Origin of the sequence: Hyphomonas sp. CY54-11-8 (assembly GCF_000682735.1) — a bacterium.
Taxonomy (GTDB): Bacteria; Pseudomonadota; Alphaproteobacteria; order Caulobacterales; family Hyphomonadaceae; genus Hyphomonas.
In genome coordinates this window covers 23,662-45,778 of sequence record NZ_AWFD01000009.1, presented here as the reverse complement: position 1 = coordinate 45,778, position 22,117 = coordinate 23,662, and the positions used below count along the sequence as shown (strand labels likewise).

Annotated in this window: 19 protein-coding genes; 11 read left to right on the top strand and 8 right to left on the bottom strand. The window is 60.9% G+C overall.

Annotation, left to right across the window (positions count from 1 at the left end; genetic code table 11):
• The first annotated feature begins 194 nt into the window (after positions 1-194).
• The 4 genes from HY17_RS08105 (at position 195) to HY17_RS08090 (ending at position 4,405) form a co-directional block, all read left to right on the top strand.
• On the top strand, positions 195-1,487 hold the full coding sequence (locus HY17_RS08105; RefSeq protein ID WP_034765577.1) for an MFS transporter: 1,293 nt from the start codon (positions 195-197) through the stop codon (positions 1,485-1,487).
• Between the two features lie 80 nt (positions 1,488-1,567).
• Positions 1,568-1,987 (top strand): heme-binding protein, encoded by a 420-nt coding sequence (locus HY17_RS08100; protein ID WP_034765574.1) that lies wholly within the window; start codon positions 1,568-1,570, stop codon positions 1,985-1,987.
• 51 nt (positions 1,988-2,038) lie between these two features.
• Complete coding sequence (locus HY17_RS08095) at positions 2,039-2,848, top strand: enoyl-CoA hydratase/isomerase family protein (protein WP_034765570.1); 810 nt, start codon at positions 2,039-2,041, stop codon at positions 2,846-2,848.
• A gap of 3 nt (positions 2,849-2,851) precedes the next feature.
• Positions 2,852-4,405: an AMP-binding protein gene (locus HY17_RS08090; RefSeq protein WP_051599836.1), complete on the top strand. Its 1,554-nt coding sequence runs from the start codon at positions 2,852-2,854 to the stop codon at positions 4,403-4,405.
• Positions 4,406-4,468: 63 nt separating this feature from the next.
• Here the strand turns inward: HY17_RS08090 and HY17_RS08085 are convergent, their stop codons facing one another.
• Positions 4,469-5,047 (bottom strand): VOC family protein, encoded by a 579-nt coding sequence (locus tag HY17_RS08085; RefSeq protein WP_051599835.1) that lies wholly within the window; start codon positions 5,045-5,047, stop codon positions 4,469-4,471.
• A gap of 154 nt (positions 5,048-5,201) precedes the next feature.
• On the opposite strand from HY17_RS08085, the gene HY17_RS08080 reads away from it, so the two are divergent.
• Positions 5,202-5,594, top strand: a complete 393-nt coding sequence (locus HY17_RS08080) for a nuclear transport factor 2 family protein (protein WP_034765568.1) — start codon at positions 5,202-5,204, stop codon at positions 5,592-5,594.
• On the opposite strand, the gene HY17_RS08075 is transcribed toward HY17_RS08080, so the two are convergent.
• Positions 5,591-6,742 (bottom strand): acyl-CoA dehydrogenase family protein, encoded by a 1,152-nt coding sequence (locus tag HY17_RS08075; protein WP_034765565.1) that lies wholly within the window; start codon positions 6,740-6,742, stop codon positions 5,591-5,593. The genes HY17_RS08080 and HY17_RS08075 overlap by 4 nt on opposite strands.
• Between HY17_RS08075 and HY17_RS08070 the strand changes: the two genes are divergently transcribed.
• On the top strand, positions 6,741-7,505 hold the full coding sequence (locus HY17_RS08070) for a TetR/AcrR family transcriptional regulator (RefSeq protein ID WP_081813044.1): 765 nt from the start codon (positions 6,741-6,743) through the stop codon (positions 7,503-7,505). The genes HY17_RS08075 and HY17_RS08070 overlap by 2 nt on opposite strands.
• Positions 7,506-7,620: 115 nt before the next feature.
• The gene (locus tag HY17_RS08065) at positions 7,621-8,124 is read left to right on the top strand and encodes a flavin reductase family protein (RefSeq protein WP_051599834.1); all 504 of its coding nucleotides are present in this window, start codon (positions 7,621-7,623) and stop codon (positions 8,122-8,124) included.
• A gap of 42 nt (positions 8,125-8,166) precedes the next feature.
• Here HY17_RS08065 and HY17_RS08060 read toward each other — a convergent pair whose 3' ends face one another.
• Positions 8,167-11,304: an efflux RND transporter permease subunit gene (locus HY17_RS08060; protein ID WP_034765557.1), complete on the bottom strand. Its 3,138-nt coding sequence runs from the start codon at positions 11,302-11,304 to the stop codon at positions 8,167-8,169.
• Positions 11,305-11,309: 5 nt separating this feature from the next.
• Positions 11,310-12,416 (bottom strand): efflux RND transporter periplasmic adaptor subunit, encoded by a 1,107-nt coding sequence (locus HY17_RS08055; protein ID WP_051599833.1) that lies wholly within the window; start codon positions 12,414-12,416, stop codon positions 11,310-11,312.
• 269 nt (positions 12,417-12,685) lie between these two features.
• Between HY17_RS08055 and HY17_RS08050 the strand changes: the two genes are divergently transcribed.
• Positions 12,686-13,582 carry an ROK family protein gene (locus HY17_RS08050; RefSeq protein WP_034765554.1) on the top strand — a complete coding sequence of 299 codons (897 nt, stop codon included), beginning with the start codon at positions 12,686-12,688 and terminating at the stop codon, positions 13,580-13,582.
• 5 nt (positions 13,583-13,587) lie between these two features.
• Here HY17_RS08050 and mmsB read toward each other — a convergent pair whose 3' ends face one another.
• The 3 genes from mmsB to HY17_RS08035 are packed head-to-tail and all read right to left on the bottom strand — an operon-like array spanning position 13,588 to position 16,782.
• On the bottom strand, positions 13,588-14,478 hold the full coding sequence (gene mmsB, locus HY17_RS08045; RefSeq protein WP_034765549.1) for a 3-hydroxyisobutyrate dehydrogenase: 891 nt from the start codon (positions 14,476-14,478) through the stop codon (positions 13,588-13,590).
• Positions 14,479-14,502: 24 nt separating this feature from the next.
• Positions 14,503-15,279, bottom strand: a complete 777-nt coding sequence (locus HY17_RS08040) for an enoyl-CoA hydratase-related protein (RefSeq protein WP_034765543.1) — start codon at positions 15,277-15,279, stop codon at positions 14,503-14,505.
• A gap of 6 nt (positions 15,280-15,285) precedes the next feature.
• Positions 15,286-16,782 (bottom strand): CoA-acylating methylmalonate-semialdehyde dehydrogenase, encoded by a 1,497-nt coding sequence (locus HY17_RS08035; RefSeq protein WP_034765541.1) that lies wholly within the window; start codon positions 16,780-16,782, stop codon positions 15,286-15,288.
• A gap of 151 nt (positions 16,783-16,933) precedes the next feature.
• Between HY17_RS08035 and HY17_RS08030 the strand changes: the two genes are divergently transcribed.
• Positions 16,934-17,827, top strand: coding sequence for a LysR family transcriptional regulator (locus tag HY17_RS08030; RefSeq protein ID WP_034765538.1), 894 nt, complete (start codon positions 16,934-16,936; stop codon positions 17,825-17,827).
• A gap of 87 nt (positions 17,828-17,914) precedes the next feature.
• On the opposite strand, the gene HY17_RS08025 is transcribed toward HY17_RS08030, so the two are convergent.
• On the bottom strand, positions 17,915-19,999 hold the full coding sequence (locus HY17_RS08025; protein WP_034765535.1) for a TonB-dependent receptor: 2,085 nt from the start codon (positions 19,997-19,999) through the stop codon (positions 17,915-17,917).
• A 205-nt stretch (positions 20,000-20,204) separates the two neighbouring features.
• On the opposite strand from HY17_RS08025, the gene HY17_RS08020 reads away from it, so the two are divergent.
• Positions 20,205-20,882, top strand: coding sequence for a Fe2+-dependent dioxygenase (locus HY17_RS08020; RefSeq protein ID WP_034765529.1), 678 nt, complete (start codon positions 20,205-20,207; stop codon positions 20,880-20,882).
• A gap of 350 nt (positions 20,883-21,232) precedes the next feature.
• A complete protein-coding gene (locus tag HY17_RS08015) occupies positions 21,233-22,069 on the top strand; it encodes an alpha/beta fold hydrolase (protein WP_233348708.1) in 837 nt (278 codons plus the stop codon).
• Positions 22,070-22,117: the final 48 nt, after the last annotated feature.

Genomic DNA, 22,117 nt, shown 5'->3' with positions numbered 1-22,117 from the left:
TGATCCTGGCGGGAGGCCTGCACTAACTGTCCCGCCTTCACGCGGCGGAAACTTGTCGTTTGCCAAAACAGCTATTGATCCTGATCGATTTATCAGAATACTTGCACTCAATCCGCCCGCTCGGGGCCTCCCTTTCCATTCAGGAAGGCTGGCATGCCCGCTCAGAAGAGGCCCGGAGTTCAAGGAGGAATCTCATGTCTGCGGTGTCAGAGGCAAGTCATACCCGAAGCAGTTACTACCGATATTACGTGCTGCTTGTCCTGATGATCGGACAAACATTGAGTGTGGTGGACCGTGGCCTCATCTCGGTAGTCATGACGAACATTCAGAATGATTTCCAACTGAACGATACGCAGCTTGGCCTTCTCGGTGGGACAGCTTTCGCCCTGTTTTATGCCGCATTCGGCATACCGATCGCTCGCCTGGCAGACCGGACGAACAGAAAAAACATTTTCGCGGCAGCTGTTACGGTCTGGAGCCTGGCGACCGCTGCATGCGGCGCGGCCAGCGGCTTCGCTTCCCTGTTTCTGGCGCGAATGGGTGTGGGAATCGGAGAAGCTGGCGGCACGCCCTCCAGTCACTCTCTCCTGTCCGACTATTTCACAAAGGTGGAGCTCGGCCGGGCGATTGGATTTCTGTCCATGGGGGGCGCGCTCGGTGTCCTGGGCGGTCACCTGATCGGGACGGCACTCGTCGAGGCTTATGGCTGGCGGATGGTCTTCTACATCACGGGCGTCCCCGGCGTGCTGCTCGGCCTGCTCACCTATATCTCCATACGGGAACCGGAGCGTGGCAGGTTTCTTGAGTCCGGTCTGCGCCGCAGCGGCCAGGCCCCCTTGGGTGACACCATTCGGTCGCTGCTCCGCAACAAAGTCTATGTCGGAACGGTTGCCGGGCACACATTTGCACTGGTCACCGTGCAGGCGCTGCTCGTTTGGCTCTATCCCCTGATCGAGCGCAATTTCGGCATGCCCAAGACCGAGATTGGCGCCTATGCGGCCGGTGTGCTTCTGTTCTGCGCCATGCCTTCCCTGTTCATCGGCGGTGTCCTTTGTGATTTCATGGCCAAGCGCGACCTGAAATGGATGAGCTGGCTGCCCGCGATCTTCGTCGCTGCATCAATTCCCTTCTATTATCTAATGCTCGGCGCAAACTCACCATTGGTCTTTTTTGCCTTTCTCGGCGCCTTCAACATCTTCATCAATCTTGAAACCGCGCCCGTATTCGCATCGGTTCAAGCCAATTCCGACCCGTCCGAACGCGCCCTGGCTGTCGCCCTGCTCGCCTTTTGCGTCACGATTGTCGGGTATGCCATCACACCTGTTGTCGTCGGAACACTGAGCGACACGGTCTTTTCCGACATGGGGGAGCGTTCGCTGCACGCAGGGCTCGCACTTGTTGGCGTGTGTGCCCTGATTTCGATCTGGTGTTTTCACTATGCCGGCCGTCACGCAAACGACCCGATCTTACCGGTTCCATCAATATGAAACGAAATCATCATTGACGACATTTCCGGCGAACACCTATCAATCAGACTGATAAGTCTATCAAATTCGAGGAGAATCACATGGAACTCGTAAAAACCAAAAGCACCATCACCAGCTACGCTGCGCAGAAAATGATCGAGGCCGCCAAGGCCAAAGCCGAAGAGATGGGCAAACCCATGGTCATCGCCGTTGTCGACGATGCAGGCGCCCTCAAGGCCTATGAACGTATGGACGGCGCTCCATTGCTCAGCGTCGAAATCGCCCAGGACAAGGCCTACACCGCCATCTCCTTCGGCATGGCGACCCATGAGTGGCACGCATTCATCGAGAACGATCCGCCGCTGCTGCACGGCATCGTGAAGACCGACCGCCTTGTCGTTTTCGGCGGCGGCTATCCGGTATTCGTGAACGACGAACTTGTCGGCGGCATCGGCGTCAGCGGCGGTCACTATTCGGACGATATGGAAGTCGCTCAGGCCGGTCTCGCGGCTATCAGCTGACCCACTGGGCAAGGCCGCAGAAAACATAACATCCGGGAGGAACAGCGGATCATGGACTACCAACACCTGATACTTGAACGGGAAGGTCACATCCTGACCTGCCGGATGCACAATCCGCCCAACCAGACGCTCAACACCCAGATGCTCTACGAACTGCATGACATGCTCAATGCGGTTGAGCAGGACGAAGACCTGCGTGTCCTGGTCGTGACAGGCACCGACGATGTGTTCCTGCGCTGGATGGAACTGACCGAGATGCAAAGCCTGGCGCACGGTGAGCGACAAATCGACATCCCGTCGGTCATCAACGCCAACCACACGCTGGCCCGGCGCATTGAAGCCCTCCCGGTCGTGACGATTGCGGCGATCAACGGCAATGTCGGCGGGGGCGGCTGCGAGTTCTCGCTTTCCTTCGACTTCCGCCTGATGAAGGATTCTCCGACGGCCACTTTCGCCCTGCCCCAAAGCAGCTTCGGCCTCGTGCCCGGCGGCAGCGGCGCCTGGTTCGCCTTGAAATACCTTGGCCGGGCGAAGGCTCTGGACATCCTGCTCCATGGGGAGTTCCTTCAGCCCAGAACGGCACTGGAACTTGGTCTGATCTCCCGCCTGTATTCGGAAGATGAGTTTGACTCCGAGGTGAATGCCTTCGCGGAAAAATTCGCGGCTCGTGCGCCGCTCGCCATGCGCGGGATCAAACGCCTCATAAATGCCGGAACCAATCAGGACCAACTGAACTTCATGGCTGAGGAAGCAAAAGAGATCATGAAAATCATCGTCTCCGAAGACGCCCAACATGCGCTCGATATGTGGATCAGCAATCCCGATCCTGAAGCCTACAAACCCCAATTCAAAGGCAAATAGCCGATGAGTAGCCTGCACGTGGCCATGGACAAGGATTTCCACTGGCTCCTGAAAAACCACGCACACCGGCGTCCGGATGCTCCGCTCCTTCACTGGGAACCCTTTGAAGGCGACGCGAAGACCTGGACCTATGGCGCCTTCTACAAGGACGTGCGCCGCGTTGCGGCGGGCCTGCATGCGAAAGGGGTCCGCCGGGGCGACTTCCTTTTGCTACATGCGAACAATTGCCCGGAATTCCTGATTGCCTACCATGCCTGCGCAGCCCTCGGCGCGGTCGTGGTGACAACCAATCCTCGGTCGGCCGTCGAGGAAATGCGCTACTTCATCAGCCATTCCCGGGCGCGCTTTGCCATCACGCAACCTGAATTCGTAGACCTGCTCCGTGAAACGGGGCCGGACCTCGAATGGATCGCCAGTACAGAGCAAAACAGCGCCGAACCATCCGAGCCCGTACCGGCCGGCATCGTACCTTTTGACGACCTCTTCGCCGACGATACGGATTTCGAGATTGAGCGGAATGATCCGATGGCGCCGTTTTCCGTGCAATACACATCCGGCACGACATCCCGGCCCAAGGGTGTTGTCTGGACGCACGCCAACGCCCTCTGGGGCGCGCAGACGGTGGCCTCCCATAATTTGCTACGGGACATCGACACCGCGATCGTGTTCACACCGCTTTGCCACACCAATGCGATGAGCTGGGCACATTATGGTGTGCTGTGGTCTGGCGGCGCCATGGTGCTGCAGCCGAAATTTTCAGCCAGTCGCTTCTGGCCGACAGCGCTGAAACACGGATGCACCTGGGCCAATGTCATTCCGTTTGCGATGCAGGCATTGGCGACCCTGCCGGTGCCGGACGATCATGCATTCCGCTACTGGGTGATCGGCGCTGCAAACATTGGGCCCGTTGAAGACCTGTTCCGCATCACTTTTGTCGGCGCCTGGGGCATGACGGAACTAATCGCTCACGGAACATATACACCGCCTCAGCTCTCCAGCCCCGAACGATCCATGGGCTTGCCTGCCCCGGAATTCGAGCTGAAGATTGTTGATGAAAGCGGACAGGATGTGTCACACGGCGAGACAGGGCTTTTGAAGGTGCGCGGGGTTCCGGGCATCACCTTGTTCAAGGAATACCTCTACAATCCAGAAGCAACAGCGGGCAGCTTCGATGATGAAGGCTGGTTCGATACCGGGGACCGGGTTTACCAGACGGCGGACGGTCACCTTCGCTTTGCAGACCGTGCCAAGGACATGCTGAAGGTTGGCGCAGAGAATGTTGCCGCGTCCGAGATCGAAGGCGCTGTCATGCTGACAGAAGGTGTCCTGGAGTGCGCCGTGGTCGGCAAGCCTGACAAGATGAAGGATGAAGTACCGGCCGTGTTCGTCCGCGCTGCGGAAGCATCCGATGTACTGGCATCAGCGATCCTTGAAACCTGCCGCGCCCAGCTTGCGGATTTCAAGGTGCCTGTCGAAGTGATATTCGTGGAAGATTTTCCGCGTGCGGAACTGAACAAGATCGCCAAGGCAAAACTACGCAAGCTATTTGAGGATTGAAAAACCGCCAGTCTCAGTAAAAGAGACCGGCGGCCATTCGCCTTGAATGATCAGATTGGGCGATCAGATCCCTGGATAGGGAATATTGCGATTGTCGAGAGCTTCTGCGCCGAATTTCCCGACCTTTTGCTCCCGGGTACGTTGGACCCATTCATCGAGGTTCTTGCGCGCCTTGGGCCCCTGCTCCGTGGCATAATCCGCGTACGTTGGGGTCTTGGTGGTGATCTCCACCTGCATGCCGTTCGGATCATACATGTAGACCGACTTCAGGAACCCATGATCCACCGGGCCGAGGCACATGACGCCCTTTTCGTTGATCTTCTTCTGCCAGGCGAGCATCTCCTCTTCGGAGTCCACCTCGAAAGCGATATGACGGTCAAAGCTGTGAGCCGCCGCAAAATGGGCCGGCGTGGCGTTGGTTGGCTCATCGAAGAAGGCGATGAAGTCACCATTTCCCAGCTGGAAAAACAGGTGCATGAATGGCGTCGGCTCATTCGTTCCCGGAACATTTTCTTCGGAGAAAGCTATGCGTAGCGGCAGCCCGAGCACGTCCTCGTAGAACCAGCGAGTTTGCTCCGCATCACGGCAGCGATACGCCGTATGGTTGGCGTTATTCAGAATGTTTTGTGCTTCTGTTGGCATTGGCCCTCTCCCTGCATTCACTTGTGTCTTTGCCTTTTACCCGGGCCTGAACCCGCACGAAATCACTTCTGGCAATGCACTTAATATCTGATAGTTTTATCAGTTCCGACTGTCAACGTTTACCGCCCAAACTAGGAAGTGAGATTTCCCAGCCATGAACGACCCGAATGGAACCGCCACGAGATTCTTCGACGCCATCGAGCGGGCCAGCTTTGCAGAGATCGAGGAAATCTATTCCGACGATGTCGCCATCTGGCACAGTAATGATGACCAGACACAGGGAAAGGTCGACAATCTTGCCGTCCTGAAGAGCGCAGCAGGCCTGCTCAGGTTCCGATACCAAGTCCTTCACCGATCGGTGGAGGGTGATGTCGTTGCACAACACCACCAGCTCTACCTCACCCGTCGCGACAATGGCGCGGAAACGATGATTCAGGCAGCTATCTTCTTAAAGATTTCCAACAACAGGATTACGCAGATCGATGAATTCATCGAACAGTCTGCGGAGGAAAGAATAAGCAACCTCCTGGCGGACCAGTCTCGCTAAACGAGCGGATACTGTACCGGCAATTCCAGCATGTTCCGCCCGGTGACTTCACGGGACGCATCCCAGTCCCAGAAGGCATGCGAGCAGATCGTGTTCAGGTCGCGCCAGTAGCGTTGCAGAGGCTGATCGAGGTGATAGCTCGACGCACCGGCGTTCATCATCATAGCGTTCACCGACTGACGGCAATGGTCGGATAGAAAGGCGACCCGTCCCTTCATCGCGATCCGCTCATCCCAGGAGAATTCGCCTGCAGCGACGATCCCATCGGCACGTCGATAGACATCCTGCGCCATCTCTTGCGCGACCTGGGCACGGATCCCCATTTCACCCAGCATTATGTGGGCGTGCTGCAGGTCCTTGACCACAACGCCGGTAAAATTGCGTACGCGCCGGGAGATCATTTCTTCGAATTCCGCCCTGGCGCCCGCAACGCCGCCCGTTACGACCGGAACGATGGTGCAATAAGCCAACAGCAGGAACGGCGCCTGGTACAGCGGGTTGTCATGCAGGCTGGAGCCTTCAGTTTTGCCGCCGTTGAATTCCACAAGGTCTAGTGAGCGATGGTCCGGGACAAATACCTTTTCCACGGAGTAATCATTGCTGCCCGTCCCGGCCGCACCAGCGAAATTCCACGTGTCGATCATGTTCATTTCAGACGCCGGGATCAGGAAGGACCGCCCACTGTCGCCAACACGCCCACTGATCTGCACCCAGTCGGCATGCACAACACCTGATCCCCACACCGCTCGTCCACTGACTTCCCAGCCACCTTCGACTTTCCGCGCGTCCAGGTTCGGCGCGGTGGCGGCCGGCATTTTGACATAGCCGTGAGGAGAGAACAGTTCCTCCTGCGCCTGCTCGCTGAAGCGCGTCACATAGATATTGTGTCCCGCATAAAAGGCCGTGATCCAGCCGGTGGAGACGCATGCGCTGCTGATCGCTTCTATCACCTGCCGCATCGTATCGAGACTGGCTTCCGATCCGCCCCACCGTTTTGGAACAAACATCTGAAGGAGCTCCGCATCCGCCAGCTCCTGAAGGGTTTCGTCAGGCACATGACGCTGTCGTTCGGTTTCTGCGGCGCGCGCCTTGATCTTCGGGACCAGGGCTTTTGCGCGGTTGATCAGCTCAATATCGGTGGCAGGCATGAATGCTTCCTCGTCAAAATTTTGCGAAGGAATACCATTTAATGTCCACTTGTCTATTTATATTTTTTTGGATTTGGAAATTTTTGTCGCCTATAAGCGCCGAATGATGAACAAGACTGTGAAACGTGGAAAAGGCCGTCCTGCCGCCGGTGGCAAGCACGTCGTCGACGAAGAAAAGTGCATGGAGATTGCGCTCGAAACCTTTGCAGAATTCGGATTCGAAGGCGCTTCGGTTCGCGATATTTCCCGCAAGAGCGGCATCAGTCACAGCCTGCTCAATGCGAAGTATGGGTCAAAGAGAGACCTGTGGACCGCAGCCTTCGACTTTGGGATGGACCGGCTTTACGACCGCATGGCCGCCTACGAACAGACCGAAGCGCCTGAGGACAATCTTCCGGACCAGCTGCGACAGGTCAGCCTCAATTTCCTCATGGGACTCGTCGAATCGCCAACCATCTTCATGATCATGAATGCTGAAGGCGGACACCAAAGCGACCGACTGGACTACATAGTCCAAAAATTCTTCCACCAACGGAATTGGGCCTTCACGGACATTCTGAAAAAGGGCCAGAGCAAGGGCGTCTTCAAGAAGGTGAACCCTGTTGTCCCCTTTACCCTGCTCGCTCACGGCGCAGGCGCCATGCTGGCATTACGCCCCCTGATAAAGACCGTCGATCCTCGCCTGACTGCATCCGACCGGGCCGTGCAGAAGTCATTGGAGGACGCCGTCGATATCATCGTCACCGGTCTTCTGGCCGGGTGATGACTTCCTTGCCCGAACGCCGCCAGACATCATCCTCCTGAACTCGCTTTTAATTGACACGTGGTTATTTTTTCGTAGGCATGCATCGTCTGTGCGACACAAGGACGATGACCCGATGAGTGAGAACAACCATGAAAAGATTGCCGCCGGGCTTCGCGCCACGATGCGCCGAGTTGCCTCGACTGTGTCGATCATTACGACGAATCATAATGGTTCAGACTACGGAATTACTGCAACATCCGTCACCTCTGTCTGCCTGAGTCCGCCAGTCATTCTGGCGTGCATTAATCAGAGCACCAGACTTTATAATGCGGTATTGGCCGCCGGATATTTTACCGCGAACTATCTGGCCGACCATCAGGCAGGCATCGCTCAGGTCTTCGGAACCCCAAACACGCCGGACCGCTTTTCCACCGGTCACTGGAATCACGGCGAATACGGCCCCTTCCTTGTCGATGCCATGGGTGTCCTGAATTGCGAACTTTCTCAATCCTTCACGTTCGGAACACATTCCATCCTGATCGGAAAAGTCGTCAGAACCAGCGCACGGGAGGCGGATCCGCTTGTGTACTTCGAAGGTGAATTTTCCAGGATCGTGAAAGAACCACAAGCTCAGTAAGGCCCTGCCGACAGCGCTCGCGCTTACCGGCAGGGATTCCCCCTATTCCGCCGGTGAGGCCGCCGCCTCGTCCGCTTCCTGCTCTTCTGCTTCCAGGCGCCGGGCGACATCGCTGGGCGAGCCGGAGCCGCGCGCGATCAACGCATAGGCTGTCGGCACGATCAGTACCGTCACCAGCATGCCTGCCAGAACACCGGACAGGATCACCACGCCGATGGCCTGGCGCGTCTCGGCCCCTGCCCCGCTGGTCAGAATTAGCGGCACAGCGCCGGCTGCTGTCGTCAGGCTGGTCATCACGATGGGCCTGAGGCGCGTCAGCGCGGCTTCCTTCAGCGCATCGAGGAATTCCATGCCCTCATCGCGCAGCTGGTTGGCAAATTCCACGATCAGGATGCCGTTTTTCGCCGACAGGCCGATCAGCATGATCAAACCGATCTGCGTGTAAATGTTCAGCGAGTTGCCGGTCAGATAGATGCCCAGGAGCCCGCCCGCCAGTGTCGCCGGAACGGTCAGCATGATGATGATCGGATGGCGGTAGCTCTCGAACTGCGCCGCCAGGACCAGGAACACAATGATCATCCCGATGGCGAACACAAACAGGATGGAACTGCCGGAACTCTTGAAGTCCAGCGACTGGCCCTTGAAGTCGATCTGCGCCTCGGCAGGCAACACGTCCCGCGCAATCTGTTCCATCTGGAGCAACACATCCCCCAATGAGGCCCCATCCGCCAGCCCCGCTTCGATCGTGATCGAGCGGACCCGGTTGTAACGGTTCAGCATCGGGCTGTCAGCGATGCCGACGATCTGCACCAGGCTTGCCAGCGGGATCAGATTGCCGGATGTCGAGGACCGAACATAGATGTTCTGTACGTCATTCGGCGAGTTCTGTTCCGACCGCAGGCCTTCCAGGATGACGTCATACTCCTCGCCATTGTCGACATAGGTCGTCACCCTGCGCGAGCCGAGCATGGTCTGCAGCGTATTGCCGATATCGGCCACGGTCACGCCCAGGTCTGCTGCCCGGTTGTAATCGATCTGCACACGGTATTGCGGCTGGGTTTCCTTGTAGTTCCAGTCGATATCCACGACGCCGGGATTGTTCTCCCGCAGCGCCTGCAGGAATGTGTCCCGCCATTCGGTCAGCTGCTGGTAGTCCGGCCCGCCAAGAACGAACTGGACAGGCTTGCCGTTCCCGCCGCCAAGGCCCTGCCGCATGATGGCAAAGGCTCGGATCCCGGGCAGGTCGCTCAGCTTCCTGTTGATCTCGCCGATGATCTCGTTCCCCGGCCGGCGCTCGCCCCAGTCTGACAGGGACACGACCACAAAGGCCTGGTTGAACGCGTTGCTGCCAAAGCCCGGCGCCCGCACCAGCACGCGCCTCAGTTCGGGATTGTCCCCTTCGGTATAAGGCAGCAGCCGGCGCTCAATCTCGTCGACATATTGTTTCATATAATCGAACGAGGCGCCTTCCGGACCGCGGATCATGATGAAGAAGCTGCCCCGGTCTTCTTGAGGCACATATTCCTGCGGCACGGTCCGCAACAGGCCGAACGCGCTGGCAAACAACGCAACGAGCACAATCCCGACGGCGATCGGGCGCTTGATGAGTTGGTTCAAAAGGACGGAATACCCGCCCCGCAATTTCCTGAACCCGCCATCGATCAGATTCGGCAGAATTGAGAACACACCACGCGGCGGCGTCGGGGAAAGAAGCTTCGACGCCAGCATCGGCGTCAATGTCAGGGCCAGAATAGCCGAGAAGGAGACAGCCGCCGCAATCGCCAGTGCAAACTCCGTAAACAGACGGCCAAGATCGCCCTCAAGGAACGTGATCGGCACAAACACGGCGATCAGAACCAGCGTCGTCGCCACAACGGCAAAGCCCACCTGACGCGTCCCGCGGAAGGCCGCAACCAGTGGCGACTCTCCATACTCTTCCATGCGGCGGTGGATGTTCTCCAGAACCACGATGGCGTCATCCACGACGAGACCAATCGCCAGAACGAGCGCCAGCAGGGTCAGCAGGTTCACCGAGAATCCAAGTGCGAACAGGACGATGAATGTCGCCGTGATCGAGACCGGCACCGTAATGGCCGGCACAATGGTCGAGCGGAAACTGCCCAGGAACAGGAAGATCACCAGCGTCACGAGAGCAACGGCAATACCAAGCGTCACCCAGACTTCCCGGATCGACGCACTGATGAAGACCGAGCTGTCATAATTGACGACAATCGTCATGCCGTCCGGCAAGGTTCCATTCAGCTGGTCCGCCAGCGCCCGAGCCTCTTCGGCGACGGACACCGTGTTCGCCGTCGACTGTTTGACGACGCCGAGGCCGACCTGCGGGACACCATTCCCCCGGAACAGGTTCCGGTCTTCCTGAGTGCCTCGCTCAACCCGCGCCACATCACCCAGCCGGATGAGGTAGCCATCTGTCCCCCGTCCGATGACGAGGTTCGCAAACTCGTCGGGCGTCCGGAACGCCCGGTCGATCCGGACCGTATAGTTACGTGCGCCGGACTCGACGCTGCCCGCCGGAGCTTCGACATTTTCCCGCCTCAAGGCGTTCTCGATATCGGAAACAGTCAGGTTCCGCGCGGCCAGGGACCGGCGGTCGATCCAGACCCGCAGGGCATAGGAGCGGTCCCCGCCGACCCGGACGCGTGCCACGCCATCCAGCGCCGAGAAGCGGTCGACGAGGTAGCGGTCAGCATAGTCCGACAATTCCGGCGTCGTCATGTTATCGCTGGCCAGGTTCAGCCACATGATGACGTCTTCGTTGTTGTCGGCCTTCTGGATTTCCGGCGGATCGGCTTCGGTCGGCAGATTGTTCAGGACCGTCGAGACCCGGTCACGGATGTCGTTCGCCGCCGCATCGATGTCCACATTCACAGAGAACTCGACGCTGATGCTGGACCGGCCGTCCGTGGAGTTGGAATCGATAAACCGGATGCCGGACACACCGGCAATCTGGTCCTCGATGATGCGCGTGATGCGCGTTTCGACAACGTCAGCAGACGCGCCGGGATAATTGGTCTGGATGTTGACGATCGGCGCGTCGATATCCGGGTACTCGCGCAGCGGCAGCCGCATGAACGACACGATGCCGAAGATGACGAGGACGAGCGAAAGGACCGATGCAAACACCGGCCGCTTGATGGAAACGTCTGACAGCAGCATCGCGCTTACCGGCCGTTGGAGGCGCCAGGCGAGGCCACGCCACCACCTGTCTGCAGCACGGTGCGGTCACGCACGACAATCGGGGCGCCATCGCGCACGCGGATCAGGCCGTCGGTGATGATCTCTTCACCCGGCTCCAGCCCGGCGATGACTTCCACCTGGCCGCCCTGGCGCAGGCCGACCTGAATTTGCCGGCGCTCTGCCACCAGCTGGCCGTTCTTGTCAGTCGCAACATAGACGAAACTGTTCGGTCCGATCGGCTCGATCGCCTCTTCCGGCACGGAGAGCGCGCGGCGCGGATCGGCCAGCAGCGTCACTTTCATGAACATACCGGGCTTCAGCAGGCGGTCCGGGTTCGGGAGGATGGCACGCACGCGGATGGAGCGGGTGACCGGATCGATGCTGGCGCCAACCGTGTCGACGGTCCCGTCGAAGGACATGCCCGGCAGGTCGTCGGTCTCGACGCGCACATCCGTTCCCTTGCGCACCGAGCGCAGGAAGATGGACGGCACGGAGAAGTCGAGCTTCATCTCGCTGTCGTCGATCAGTTCGGCCACCACATCGCCGGCGCGGACATAGGAGCCGACGCTGACGAGGCGGAACCCGAGGACACCGTCGAACGGCGCCACGAGGACACGGTCTTTCTGGCGGGACTGGACGGCGCGCAATTGGGCATTGGCAGCATTCAGATCGCGCTGGGCCTCGTCGAGGACAGATTGGGACACTGTGCGCCCCTCGACCAGTTGCTTGGTCCGCTCATAGCGCTGGCGCGCTTCATTGGCGGTCGCCTCGGCGGCATCCACCAGGGCGGCCTGTTCGCCCTGGGCGAGGGAGAGCAGCGTCTTGCCCTTGGTCACCCGGTCGCCATCATCGAAATAGATGGCCGTCACGCGGTCGGCGACGTTCAGGGTCAGGTCAACGCTTTCACGGGCTTCCAGCGTGCCGAGGGCTTCGATCTGCATGGAGAATTCGGCTTCCTGCACGGGCGCAGTGAAGACGCTGGCAGCGCCCGGTCCGCGCTGGGCTTGCGCCGGCAAAGTGCCAGCCGTGAAAATCACGGCCAGCGCAGCTGCCAGGGCCGCGTGCCAGTGTCCGAAAATCCGGGTTTTCATTTCTACTCAATCCTGTCCGGCGGCATAAACCGCCTTTCCATATCCATTCGGGCCGGCCATGCATTGCACAACCAGCCTCCAAATCGCCCGTACCAGCAAAGATAGTCCAAAGTGACCAAAGTCCATACGCGTATTGTTGCAGCTGCACACATTTTCGTGAGATTGCGGCAATTACGGATTCAAAATTCTCTTAAAGGTTGCAGATGAACCCTTCTGTAAGCTTATACGGGCAAGTGATTGCTTTGGACGTGTTACTTTAGGAGGAATCGATGCTGGGCGGGATCGAAGCGGGTGGCACAAAAATCGTTTGTGCGGTCGGGAGCAGTCCTGACCAGATTTTGGCCAGCCAGGTCATTCCGACGGCAGAGCCCGCAATCAGCTTCCAGCAGGTCTGCGCCTTCTTCGACAAGGCCCAGGCCGTGCATGGAAAAATCGACGCCATCGGGGTGGCGGCCTTCGGCCCGATAGACATTGATCCCGGTTCCCCCGCCTACGGCACAGTGCAGCGCACACCGAAACCCGGCTGGGCTGGTGCAAACTGGGTGGACGGGCTCGGCCGCCTGCCCTGCCCGGTGATAGTCGATACGGACGTCAACGGCGCGGCGCTCGGCGAATGGCGGCTCGGCGCCGGGAGAGGACACGATACCCTTGCCTATGTCACCGTGGGAACCGGCATTGGCGCTGGCGTCCTGAAGAATGGCCGCTCCCTCTCTGGCGCGGGCCATTTCGAGATGGGCCACATCTACCCGCCGCACGACTATGAATCAGACCCGTTCCCCGGCCGCTGCCCGTTCCACAAGGATTGCCTGGAAGGCCTCGCCAGCGGCCCGGCGATCACTGACCGCTGGGGCATTGACCTGTCGCAAATGCCGGTAGGCCATCCGGCCTTCGCCCTGCAAGCGGGCTATCTCGCCCACCTCGCCGCAACGATCATCCTGACCCACATGCCGGACCGGATCATTTTCGGCGGCAGCGTCATGAAGGCGCCCGGCCTGATGGAGCGCCTGCGCGCCGCCACCCGCATCCTTCTGGCGGACTACCTGTACGGTGGCCCGGCGGGCGGCGACCTTGTCGCCTATCTTGTGCCCCCGGCCCTTGGCGACCAGTCCGGCGTCACCGGCGCGCTCGCCATGGCGGAGGCGCGCGCCGCCCATGCGGCACACTGAGGCGCTTAAAGCTCGCCCTTCAGGTCCTTCATCACGCCGGAAAAATCGAGCCCGGCATGGCCGCGCGCGTCGAGGTCGCCATAGACCTTCTCGGCCATCTCGCCGAGCGTGATCTTCGCGCCCGCCGCCACAGCGGCCTCATGCGCGAGCTTCAGGTCCTTCAGCATCATCGCAACGGCAAAGCCCGGCTGGTAATCCCGGTTCGCAGGCGAGGTCGGCACCGGCCCCGGCGCTGGGCAATAGGAGGTCATGCTCCAGCACTGCCCGGACGAGACCGACGAGATGTTGAAGAAGGTCTGCGCGTCGAGGCCCAGCTTCTCGGCCAGGTTAAACGCTTCGCAGGTGCCGATCATGGAGATACCGAGCAGCATATTGTTGGCGATCTTCGCCGCTTGCCCGTTCCCGCTGCCGCCGGCGTGGAAGATGTTCTTGCCCATGGCGTCGAGGATCGGCTTCGCCTTCTCGAAGGCTGACTCCAGCCCGCCAGCCATGAAGGTCAGCGTGCCTGCGTCCGCCGCTGCTGTACCGCCGGAAACCGGCGCGTCGACCATCAGGAACCCGCCCGCCTCGGCCTGCTTCGCCGCCTCGCGCGCGTCTTCCACAGCAATGGTGGAACAATCGATGAACAGCATGCCCGGCTTCGCATTCGCCGCGACGCCATCGTCGCCGAAATAGACCGACAGGACGTGCTTGCCCGCGGGCAGCATGGTGACGACCACATCGGCCGCCTTCACGGCGTCGGCCAGCGTCAGCGCAGGCAGCGCGCCATGCGCCGCCGCATCCTGCACGGCCTTTTCGTTCAGGTCGAAGGCATGCACCTCATGCCCCGCATTGCAGAGATTGGCACACATGCCCGAGCCCATGTTCCCGAGCCCGATGAATGCGATCTTGGCCATGACGGCCTCCCTTTGACTTTGTTCTTATTTGTCCTTGAAGTCCGGAGCGCGCTTCTCGACGAAGGCGCTCATGCCTTCCTTCTGGTCGGCGGTGCCGAACAGGCCTTGGAACAGGCGGCGTTCGAACTTCACACCTTCGGCAGTTGAGATTTCCAGCGCCCGGCCGACCATTTCCTTGGCGGCCATGATGGACGGAATGGAATAGCCCGCGATTTCCTTCGCCGCTTCCATCGCCGTGTCCATCAGCTTGTCATGCTCGACGACGCGGGAGACGAGGCCGATCCGGTCGGCTTCGCCGGCGTCGATCATGCGGCCGGTCAGCACCATGTCCATGGCTTTTGCCTTGCCGACGGCTTTTGTCAGGCGGATCGAGCCGCCTATACCCGGCGTCACGCCCAGCTTGATTTCCGGCTGGCCGAACTTCGCCTTTTCCGACGCGATAATCATGTCGCACATCATGGCCAGCTCACACCCACCGCCAAGGGCGAAGCCGTTCACCGCCGCGATCACCGGCTTGCGGCAGGCCGCGAACCGGTCCCATCCGGCGAAATAATCGTCGACATACATGTCGGAGAAGCTCTGCGGCTGCATCTCCTTGATGTCCGCGCCAGCCGCGAAGGCCCGGCCTTCACCCGTCAGGACACTGACGGCAATGTCCTTGTTCCGGTCAATCTCGCCAAAGACATGCGCCACTTCCGCCATGACTTCCTTGTTCAGCGCGTTGAGGCTGTCCGGACGGTTGATCGTAACCAGCGCAATGCGGTCGTTATGTTCGAAAGTGATCGTGTCGTAGGTGCTCATGAAATCCTATCCCATCGTTGGAATGATGAAGGCCTGGTCGCCGATGTCGCCTTCGGGCCAGCGCTGGGTGATCGTCTTGATCTTCGTCCAGAACCGTACGCCTTCCGGGCCATGCTGGTTCGTATCGCCGAAGGCCGAGCGCTTCCAGCCCCCGAAGGTGTGATAGGAGACCGGCACCGGGATTGGCACGTTGACGCCGACCATGCCGACATTCACCTGTGCCGCAAACTCGCGCGCGGCGCGGCCGTTCGAGGTGAAGATCGCGCAGCCATTGCCGTACTGGTGATTGGAGGGAAGCGCCGCGGCCTCTTCCAGAGACTCCGCACGCACCACCTGCAGCACTGGCCCGAAGATCTCTTCCTTGTAGGACTGCATGTGCGGCTTCACATTGTCGAACAGGTTCGGCCCGATGAAGTATCCGCCCTCGGCGCCCTGCATGGTGAGGCCCCGGCCATCAAGCTTGAGGTCAGCGCCCTCGTCCACACCCATCTGGATGTAGCTTTCCACTTTGGCCTTGTGAGCGGCGGAAACGACCGGGCCGTAATGCGCCTCCGGATCGGTCGAGACGCCAACCTTAAGCCCGCGCGCCGCATCCAGCATGCGCTCGACGAACTCATCGCCCGTCTTCTTGCCGACGGTCACGGCGACGGGAAGCGCCATGCAGCGCTCGCCTGCCGAGCCGTAAGCCGCGCCGACGATGTCCTTCACGGCCTGCTCCATGTTCGCGTCCGGCATGATGATGCCGTGGTTCTTCGCCCCGCCCATGGCCTGCACGCGCTTGCCGTGCGCCGTGCCGGTCGCGTAGACATATTGTGCGATGTCGGACGACCCGACAAAGCTGACGGCCTTGATCTCCGGATGTTTCAGGATGGCATCGACGGCCACCTTGTCACCATTGACGACGTTCAGCACGCCTTCCGGCGCGCCCGCTTCCAGCAGCAGCTCGGCCAGGCGCATCGGCACCGAAGGGTCCTTCTCCGACGGCTTCAGGATGAAGGTGTTGCCGCAGGCAATCGCCACGGCCGCCATCCAGCAGGGGATCATGGCGGGGAAGTTGAACGGCGTGATGCCCGCCACGACGCCCAGCGGCTGGCGCATGGAATAGACGTCGATGCCAGGGCCTGCGCCTTCGGTGTATTCGCCCTTCTGCAGGTGCGGAATGCCGCAGGCGAACTCCACCACGTCGATGCCGCGCTGCACGTCGCCCTTGGAGTCGGCAACCACCTTGCCATGCTCGGAAGACAGCAGCTCGGCGAGCTCGTTGATGTTCGCTTCCAGGAGGCGCTTGAATTCGAACATGACACGTGCACGGCGCTGCGGGTTCATGACAGACCAGGCCGGGAAGGCGTCTGCGGCATTCGCCACCGCCGCATCCAGTTCGCCTTCCGTCGCCAGCGCGACACGCGCCTGAACCTCGCCGGTGTTCGGATTGTAGATGTCGCCGAACCGGCCGGACGTGCCGGTCACGTGTCTGCCGCCGATGAAATGATGCACTTCGCGCATGGTGGACTCCCTTGAGTAATGACGGGAATGGATCCCGTGGAATTTTCACGGGCATAGATCCCTGACTTTGACGGGACCGTATAGTGCGCTTAATTTCAGGTAAATGGACAATATCGCAGCTACCAGCTGCGTATTTGCAGGTGAAAAGACAATGAATTGGGACGATCTCCGGCTGCTCCTCGATGTGAGCCGTCATCCGCGCCTGGCCGATGTCGCCGCGCGCACCGGCCTCGATGCGACGACGATCAGCCGGCGCCTGCGCAGACTCGAAACGGACCTCGGCCTTGAACTCTTCGAGCGCACGCCGAAGGGCCATCTGCTCACCCCGGCCGGGCAAGCCGTCGCCGACAAGGCCGAAGGGCTGGAACACTCCGCCGCCGAGATCGCAGGCCTGTCAGAAACCGAGGGCCCGCTCGCTGCGGGCCGCGTGCGCCTCGGCGTCACCGAGGGCCTCGGCAGCCTGCTGATCGCCCCAGCCATGGCCCGCTTCGCCGCGCAGGCCCCGCATATCGGGCTCGACATCATCGCCGTCTCGGGTTTCGTCTCGGTGCCCAAGCGGGAAGCCGACATGTCGATCATGCTGACACGGCCCAAGACCGGGCGCCTCAAGGTGCGGAAACTGTCGGACTATGTGCTGCAGCTCTACGCTCATCCGGACTATCTGGCCCGCAACGGCCGTGTGCGCACGGTGGCCGACCTCGCCGAGCATGACCTGATCGGATACGTCGACGACCTGATCTATTCCTCGCAGCTGCGCTATCATGAAGACATCATGCCGGGCCTGACGCCCCGCTTCTGCAGCCCGTCTATCGTCGCGCAGTGGCAGATGGCGCGGGAAGGCGCGGGCATCGCCGTGCTGCCGCACTTCATCGCCGGGCACGACCCGCAGCTGATCTCCGTGCTGCCGGAGGCCGTGCGGATTGAGCGCGCCTTCTGGCTGGCCGTGCACGAAGATATCCACGCCACCAGCCGTGCGCGGGCGGTGAATGCTTTCCTTGATGAGCTCTTCGCCAGCTCGACTGACCGCCTCATCGGCTCCGCCTGAGCCCCCACCTCCTGTAGGGGGAGGAGACACCGCTGCGGGGGATCAGCGGCTGGAGGTGAGGGCCTGGCGGGTCTTCCGGGAGGAAGCCTAGAATGCCGCGCGAATGCCGACGCGAATGTTGCGGCCTGGCGCAGGCACGCGGTCCTTCAGAACGCTGGTCGCGTAGCGGATCTCTTCATCCGTCACATTGCGCGCATCGACGAACAGCGTCGTGCCGTCATGACCAAAGCCGAGCGCGGCGAGGTTCAAATCCGCCCGCAGGTCCAGCTGCGTGTAGCCATCGGTCGGCAGCTCGCCCGTCGCGACATCTGTCTGATCATCCGCCCACGTCACATGCGCCCCGGCTGACCAGAGGCCCCAGTCCGCCTTCGCACCGGTATTGATCGTCAGCGGCGGCATCAGCGGGACGTTGCCGCCCTTGTCCAGTTCGCCCGAGACAACATCGATGCCGCCGTCCAGCGTCCAGTCCGCCTTCAGCAGGCCCTGCGGGATATAGGCCTGTCCATAAATCTCGGCGCCGGTGAAGGTCGCGTCTTCCTGACTGAACAGGTAGACTGGCAGGCCGTCGACCTCTTCGAGCCCTTCATAGAGGCCGGGCGCCAGATAGATGAATCCGTCGAACGACGTACGGAACAGGTTCACACCGAAGCTCGCATTCGCACTTTCCCAGCGCGCCGTCGCCTCGATATTCAGGCCCTTCTCCTTGTCCAGATTGACGCTGCCGACTTCATACTGTGCGGTCGCGAGGTGGGCGCCGTCGGCATAAAGCTCGCTCTCGTTCGGAGCGCGTTCTGTGTGGGAGACCTGCAGGCCGACAAACCAGCCATTGTCCCAGTGCTGGTGCGCACCGATGGAGGCGCTGAACAGGTCGAAATCGGTATCACCCGCCGCATTGCCACGCTCGGCATTCTCGACCCGCGCGCCGCCTTCAAGGCCGAAGCCGTTTTCCCAATCGATCGTCTCGTACAGGAACACGCCGAGGCTGTTCGAATCCGTCTTCGTGATGAAGGCTTCATCGCCAAACGCGTCCAGTGTCTTGTCGGTATATTGCACACCGACGGCGCCTTTCAGCAGGCCGATCTCGTGACTGGCTTCGACGCGCGCTTCAGTACCGTCGGTTTCATAGATCGTGCCCGGCTCGCCTGGCGCTTCGAACTCGGTGTGCTCGTAGTCGGCCTGCGAGACCGTCGTGGTGAGTTCCTTCAGGATGCCGGTATCGAACTTGATGCCGCCGCGGAAATCGTAGCGGGTCTGTTCCATGTCGATGAAGGGATTTTCCTCCGCGGCGACGCCGTCGCCTGCGTCACCGTCCTCATCGCCATGCTCATGGGCCGAGCCCGGCAGCCCGTACTGCGCCTGCTGCTGGCGCACGGCCACGCCCAGGAAAGCCTTCTCGCCGACCCACGATACACCGCCCGCCAATGACGTCGTCTGGGCGAAGGAGTTTTCCATCGTGCCGGAGGCGTGCTCCTCTTCCTCATGCGCCGGGCCTTCCTCGGCCTCTTCCATCGCATGCAGCTGCGCCGACTCGGCCATGCCCGGAATGTCATAATTTCCGAAGTCGCGGGCAGAGCCCGTCAGGGTAAAGACGAACGGTCCCTGCACCATCTGGCCGCGCCCGGCCACTTCCGTGCCTTCGTTGACGTCATTATAGGCGCCGAACATGTCGGCGGACTCCTTGCGTTCCGGCAGGACGTCCGGTAGCAGGCCGTCAATCACATTGACCACGCCGCCTATGGCCTGCCCGCCATAGGCCAGCGCCGCCGGGCCGCGCAGGATCTCGATTTTCTCCGCATCGATGCCGTCGGCCGCAGCCTGGTGGTCGGGCGAGGCGGCAGAGACGTCGATCACGCCGATCCCATTGGTCAGCACCTGCACACGTTCAGCCCCAAGCCCGCGCAGCACTGGCCGGCTCGCACCCTGTCCGAAGAAAGTGGTCGAGACACCCGGCTGGCGATCCAGCGTATCGCCCAGCGTCGGGCCCAGCGTCTCGATAATGCCTTCCCGGCCAATTGAGGTCGCATTGCCGATCAGCTCGCCCTCCAGCCTGTCGGGCCCCGGCGCCGTGACGATGACGGATTGCTGGCGCAAGTCTGTGTCTTCCGGGGCATCGGCATGGGCAAAACCGGCGAGGACCGCCGAAGAGGCAGCGAGAAGGAGGAGCTGTTTCATGAGGGAGGGAGGATCCACTTGCTGTATTGTTATACTATTGCATTATCGTATCGACAGCCAGCGTCAAGCTACCTTCCAAGGAAAGTCCCCGGGTTTCAGCAGCAGCGGATCTGGGCTAGGCGGGAGAGCATCGATGGTCACCGTGGCAATCGACCAGATCATGCTGACACCTCGCTGACGCACTAACAAAGGCTCCGCAAATCCCATGATGATCACGCTCAGCAGCGTCCTCACCCCAGACCAGGTCCGACAGGTCACCAGCCTCGCCTCCGGCCTCAACTGGCGGGACGGTGCCACCACCGCCGGCGCCGTCGCCCGTCAGGTGAAGCGCAACGAGCAGGCCGAGCTGGCCGGCGCCACCGGCACGGCCGCGAAGAAAATCCTGACCGAAGCGATCGAGCGCCACCCCGTGCTGCGCGCCGCCGCCCAGCCGCGCCGTTTCTCCACGCTGATGATCAGCCGCGCCAGCAATGGCGGCGGCTATGGCCGCCATGTCGACAATGCCTTCATGGGCACGGGCGACCGGCGCCTGCGCACCGACCTCTCCTTCACGCTCTTCCTCAGTGACCCGTCCACCTATGAAGGCGGCGAGCTCGCCGTTGACACGCCATCCGGCGAACATGTCGTGAAGCCGGAGGCGGGGGACCTTGTCCTCTATCCCTCCACCACGCTGCACGAGGTACGGCCCGTCACCTCCGGCGAACGCATCGTCTGCGTCGGCTGGATCGAAAGCGCTGTGCGCGATGCCGCCGCGCGCGAAATCCTGTTCGACCTCGAAAACCTGCGCGCCACGCTCGTGCAGCAGCATGATGCGCAATCGCCCGAAATGCTGACCCTGGCGAAAGCGATCTCGAACCTGCTCCGCCTATGGGGCGACGCCTGAGTCTGGTCGTCTATCGTCCGGTATAATCAAGATTAGTCACACCTGATCATGGCGTAGACGGATATTGGTCTGGAGTAATCCTTCCTGATTTGCATTACGCCCGATGACCAGCGGCCATCTGGGCGCCCGTCCCTCATGACGCTGCCATTGCGCCTGCCGCATCGCGCCAGCCCGCCCTCTGACTCTCCTTCTGCCGGAAACCCGGTGCGCAATCTGCACCCGAAAATCTGACCTTCCACCAACCGCCTTCACGAGCGCCGCACCTGCTGGGCGCAACGGCATGTCTGGACAAGTCCGCCGCAGCGCCCGACATTCGCGCCATGATTACAGGACCGACTTCACATTCGTTCATGTCGCAGCGCCTGCGGCTTCATTATGTCGACTGGGGCAATGAAGGCGCCCCGACGCTGATCCTGCTGCACGGCGGGCGCGACCATTGCCGCAACTGGGACTGGGTGGCCCAGGAACTGCGCGACGACTGGCACATAATTGCGCCGGACCTGCGCGGCCATGGCGACAGCGCCTGGTCGTCGGACGGGGAGTACAGCCCCCGCGCCAATGTCTACGACCTCGCCCAGCTGATCCACCAGCTGAATGTCGGCCCGGTGCACATCGTCGCCCACTCCTATGGCGGCAACATATCGCTGCGCTATGCCGGGATCTATCCGGACATGGTGAAGAAGCTGGTCGCCATAGAGGGGCTCGGCCCGTCGCCGCGGATGCTGTCTGAGCGCTCAACCGTTCCGCCGGACAAGCGCATGCGGGACTGGATCGAAAACAAGCGTGCCGCTGCCGGCCGCACACCGCGCAAGTACGCCACGCTGGAAGACGCCTACAAGCGCATGATCGAGGAGAACTCCTACCTGTCCGCCGAGCAGGCACGCCACCTGACCATTCACGGCATCAGCCAGAATGAGGACGGCACCTATTCCTGGAAGTTCGACAATTATTTCCGCGTGATGACGCCGCACGACATGCCGCAGGACGAACTGGAACAGCTATGGGCCAATATTAGCTGCCCGACCCTGCTGCTTTATGGCGAGAAAAGCTGGGCCTCGAACCCGCAGGAAGACGGACGGCTGAAGCATTTCCGTAATGCGCAGGTGAAGCTCTACAAGGATGCCGGCCACTGGCTGCACCATGACAAGCTTGATGAGTTCGTCGACGACCTGAAAGCCTTCCTCTAGGGATTTCCCTTGTGGCCTGACCATGGGTCACGACTGGTGCACGCGCCC